Source organism: Kitasatospora sp. NPDC057512, assembly GCF_042802135.1.
Lineage (GTDB): Bacteria > Actinomycetota > Actinomycetes > Streptomycetales > Streptomycetaceae > Kitasatospora.
Genome location: NZ_JBHVET010000770.1, coordinates 1 through 3835, shown reverse-complemented (window position 1 = coordinate 3835; position 3835 = coordinate 1). Strand labels below are relative to the sequence as shown.

Sequence of the window (3835 nt, the reverse complement as noted above, 5' to 3'; positions counted from 1 at the left end):
GGCGGGAGCTGGACGCCTTCGTGCTGATGTCCTCCGTCGCCGGGGTCTGGGGCGGCGGCGGCCAGGCCGCGTACGGCGCGGCGAACGCGTTCCTGGACGCGCTGGCCGAGCAGCGCCGGGCGCGCGGTCTGACGGCCACCTCGGTGGCCTGGGGCCCGTGGGCCGGGGAGGGCATGTCGGCGGGTCAGGAGGAGCCGCTGCGGCGGATGGGCCTCGGCGCGCTGGCGCCGGACCTCGCGGTCGCGGCCCTGCGGCAGGCGCTGGACCTGGACGACACGGCCGTGACCGTCACCGAGGTCGACTGGTCGCGCTTCCACCCCGGGTTCACCGCCGTCCGGCCGAGCCCGCTGCTGGGCGCGCTGGCCGAGGTGCGGGAGCTGGAGCGCGCCGAGGAGCGGCCCGCGCCCGGCGACGACGCCGCCTCGGCGCTGCGCTCCGCCCTCGCCGGCCTGCCGGTCGCCGAGCGCTCCCGGTCCCTGGTGGAGCTGGTGAGCGGCCTGGCGGCGGAGGTCCTGGGCCACCCCACGGCCGACGGGATCGAGGTGGTCCGCCCGTTCCAGGAGCAGGGCTTCGACTCGCTGACGGCGGTGGAGCTGCGCGACCGGCTCGCCCGGTCGACGGGGGTGCGGCTGCCGAGCACCCTGCTGTTCGACCACCCGACCCCGGAGGCGGTGGCCGCCCGGCTGCTCGGCGAGCTGCTCGGCGAGGACGGCTCGGCGGCCGCCCCGGCCGCCGGCCCGGTGGACGCCGGGGAGCCGATCGCGATCATCGGGATGAGCTGCCGCTACCCCGGCGGGGTCGGCTCGCCCGAGGACCTGTGGCAGCTGGTCGCCCAGGGCCGGGACGCCGTCGGCGGCTTCCCGCAGGACCGCGGCTGGGACACCGCCGCGCTGTTCAGCGACGACCCCGAGCAGCCCGGCACCTGCTACGCCTCCGAGGGCGGGTTCCTGTACGACGCGGCCGGGTTCGACGCGGCGTTCTTCGGGATCAACCCGCGCGAGGCGCTGGCGACGGACCCGCAGCAGCGGCTGCTGCTGGAGACCTCCTGGGAGGCCTTCGAGCACGCGGGCGTGGACCCGGTGTCGGCGCGGGGCAGCCGGACGGGCGTCTTCACCGGCATCTCGTACCACGACTACGCGGCCCGCTTCACCACCGTCCCGGAGGAGGTGGAGGGCTATCTGGGCAACGGCAGTTCGGCCAGCGTCGCCTCCGGCCGGATCGCGTACACCCTCGGCCTGGAGGGCCCGGCGGTGTCCGTGGACACGGCCTGCTCCTCCTCGCTGGTCGCCCTGCACCTGGCGGGCCAGGCCCTGCGCTCCGGCGAGTGCTCGCTGGCGCTGGCCGGCGGCGTCGCGGTGATGTCGACGCCGGGTTCGTTCATCGAGTTCAGCCGCCAGCGCGGGCTGGCGCCGGACGGGCGCTGCAAGGCGTTCGCCGAGGCGGCGGACGGCACCGGCTGGGGCGAGGGCGCCGGCATGCTGCTGCTGGAGCGGCTCTCCGACGCCCGCCGCAACGGGCACCCGGTGCTCGCCGTGCTGCGCGGCAGCGCCGTCAACCAGGACGGCGCCTCCAACGGGCTCACCGCCCCCAACGGCCCCTCCCAGGAGCGGGTGATCCGCCAGGCCCTCGACCGGGCCGGGCTGGCCGCCACCGAGGTGGACGTGGTGGAGGCGCACGGCACGGGCACGAAGCTGGGCGACCCGATCGAGGCCCAGGCGCTGCTGGCCACCTACGGTCAGGACCGTGAACGGCCGCTGCTGCTGGGCTCGTTGAAGTCCAACATCGGCCACACCCAGGCGGCGGCGGGCGTCGGCGGCGTGATCAAGATGGTCGAGGCGATGCGCCGGGGCACCGTCCCGCGCACCCTGCACGTGGACGCGCCGTCCTCGCAGGTGGACTGGACGGCGGGCGCCGTGGAGCTGCTCACCGAGGAGCGGGAGTGGCCGCAGACCGGGCGTCCGCGCCGGGCCGGGGTCTCCTCCTTCGGCGTCAGCGGCACCAACGCCCACGTCATCCTCGAACACGCCCCCGAGGAGCAGCCCGCCGACGAGGTGCCCGCCGAGCAGGCTCCCGCACCGGGCGCGCTCCCCTTCCTCCTCTCCGCCAAGACCGACCAGGCCCTGCGCGACCAGGCCCGCCGCCTGCGCGACCACCTGGACACCGCCCTCACCGCCGACCCGGCCGACCTCGGCCTCGCCCTGGCCGTCTCCCGCACGCGGTTCGCCCACCGCGCGGCCCTGGTGGCCGCCGACCCGGACGGCCTGCGGGCCGGACTGGAGGCGCTCGCGACCGGCGGACCGGCCCCCGAGCTGGTGCGCGGCACGGTCTCCCCCGGCCGTACGGCCTTCCTGTTCACCGGCCAGGGCGCCCAACGCACCGCCATGGGCGGCGAGTTGTACGCCGCCTACCCCGTGTTCGCGGCGGCGTTCGACGAGGTCTGCGCCGAGCTGGACCGCCACCTGGAGCGGCCGCTGCGCGAGGTGATCGCCGAGGGCGGCGAACTCCTGGACCGTACGGGCTGGACCCAGCCGGCGCTGTTCGCCGTCGAGGTCGCCCTCTACCGCCTGGTCGAATCCTGGGGCGTGCGGCCCGACTTCCTGGCCGGGCACTCCGTCGGCGAGCTGGCCGCCGCCCACGCGGCCGGGGTGCTGTCGCTGGCCGACGCGGCCACGCTGGTCGCCGCCCGCGGCCGGCTGATGGAGCGACTGCCCGCCGGCGGCGCGATGGTGGCCGTGGAGGCCGCCGAGGCCGAGGTGCTGCCGCTGCTCGGCGGCGAGGTGGCCGTGGCCGCCGTCAACGGCCCGCGCGCCACCGTGCTGGCGGGCCCGGAGGAGGCCGTCCTGCGGATCGCCGAGGCGCTCGCCGGGGCCGGGCACCGCACCAGGCGGCTGCGGGTCAGCCACGCCTTCCACTCGCCGCTGATGGACCCGATGCTGGCGGAGTTCCGCGAGGTCGCGGCGGCGCTGACGTACCACGAGCCGCGGATCCCGGTGGTCTCCGGCACCGGCCGCCCGGTGGGCGCCGAGGAGCTGCGCACGGCGGAGTACTGGGTCGGCCAGATCCGTGCCGCCGTCCGCTTCGACGACGTGTTCCGGCGGCTGGCCGCCGACGGGGTGAGCCGGTACCTGGAGCTGGGCCCGGACGGCGTGCTGACCGCGATGGGCCAGGACTGCCTGGCCGGGACGGCGCCCGAGGGCGGCTTCGCCCTGCTGCCCGCGCTGCGCCGGGACCGGCCGGAGGCCGCGGCCCTGGTCCGGGCGGTCGGCGCGCTGCACACGCTCGGCGCGGAGGTGGACTGGCCGGCCTTCTTCACCGCGGCCGGAGCCACCGCCACCCGTCGTGTGGAGCTGCCCACCTACGCCTTCCAGCGCGAGCGGTTCTGGCTGGACGGCCCCGCGCCGGCGGCCGACCCGGTGGACACCGCCTTCTGGGCGGCCGTCGAACAGCAGGACCTGGCCGCCCTCGGCGCGAGCCTGCGGCTGGCCGAGGAGGAGCAGCGCTCGCTGGGCGAGGTCCTGCCCGCGCTGTCCTCCTGGCGCCACCGGAAGCGGGACGGCTCCCGGCTCGACTCCTGGCGCTACCGGGCGGGTTGGCAGCGGCTCCCGGAGCCGGCGGCCGTCCTGCCGCGGGCCGACCGCCCGGCGGGCACCTGGCTGGCCGTGCTGCCGGCCGGGGACGCCCCGGCGGCCGTCGAGGGCGCCCTGGCGGCGCTGGAACGGCACGGCGCGGACCTGCTGCGGGTGGCGGTCGGCCCGGACGGCCTCGACCGCGGCGCCCTGGCGGGCCCGCTCCGGCAGGCCCTGGACGGCACCGCCCCGACCGGGGTGCTCTCGCC

The 3835-nt window shown here is 77.7% G+C and carries 1 protein-coding gene; it reads left to right on the top strand.

The window, feature by feature from the left end; genetic code table 11:
- A partial coding sequence (locus ACFU6K_RS33440) for a beta-ketoacyl synthase N-terminal-like domain-containing protein (RefSeq protein WP_380669493.1) occupies positions 1-3835 on the top strand: 3835 nt, incomplete at both ends.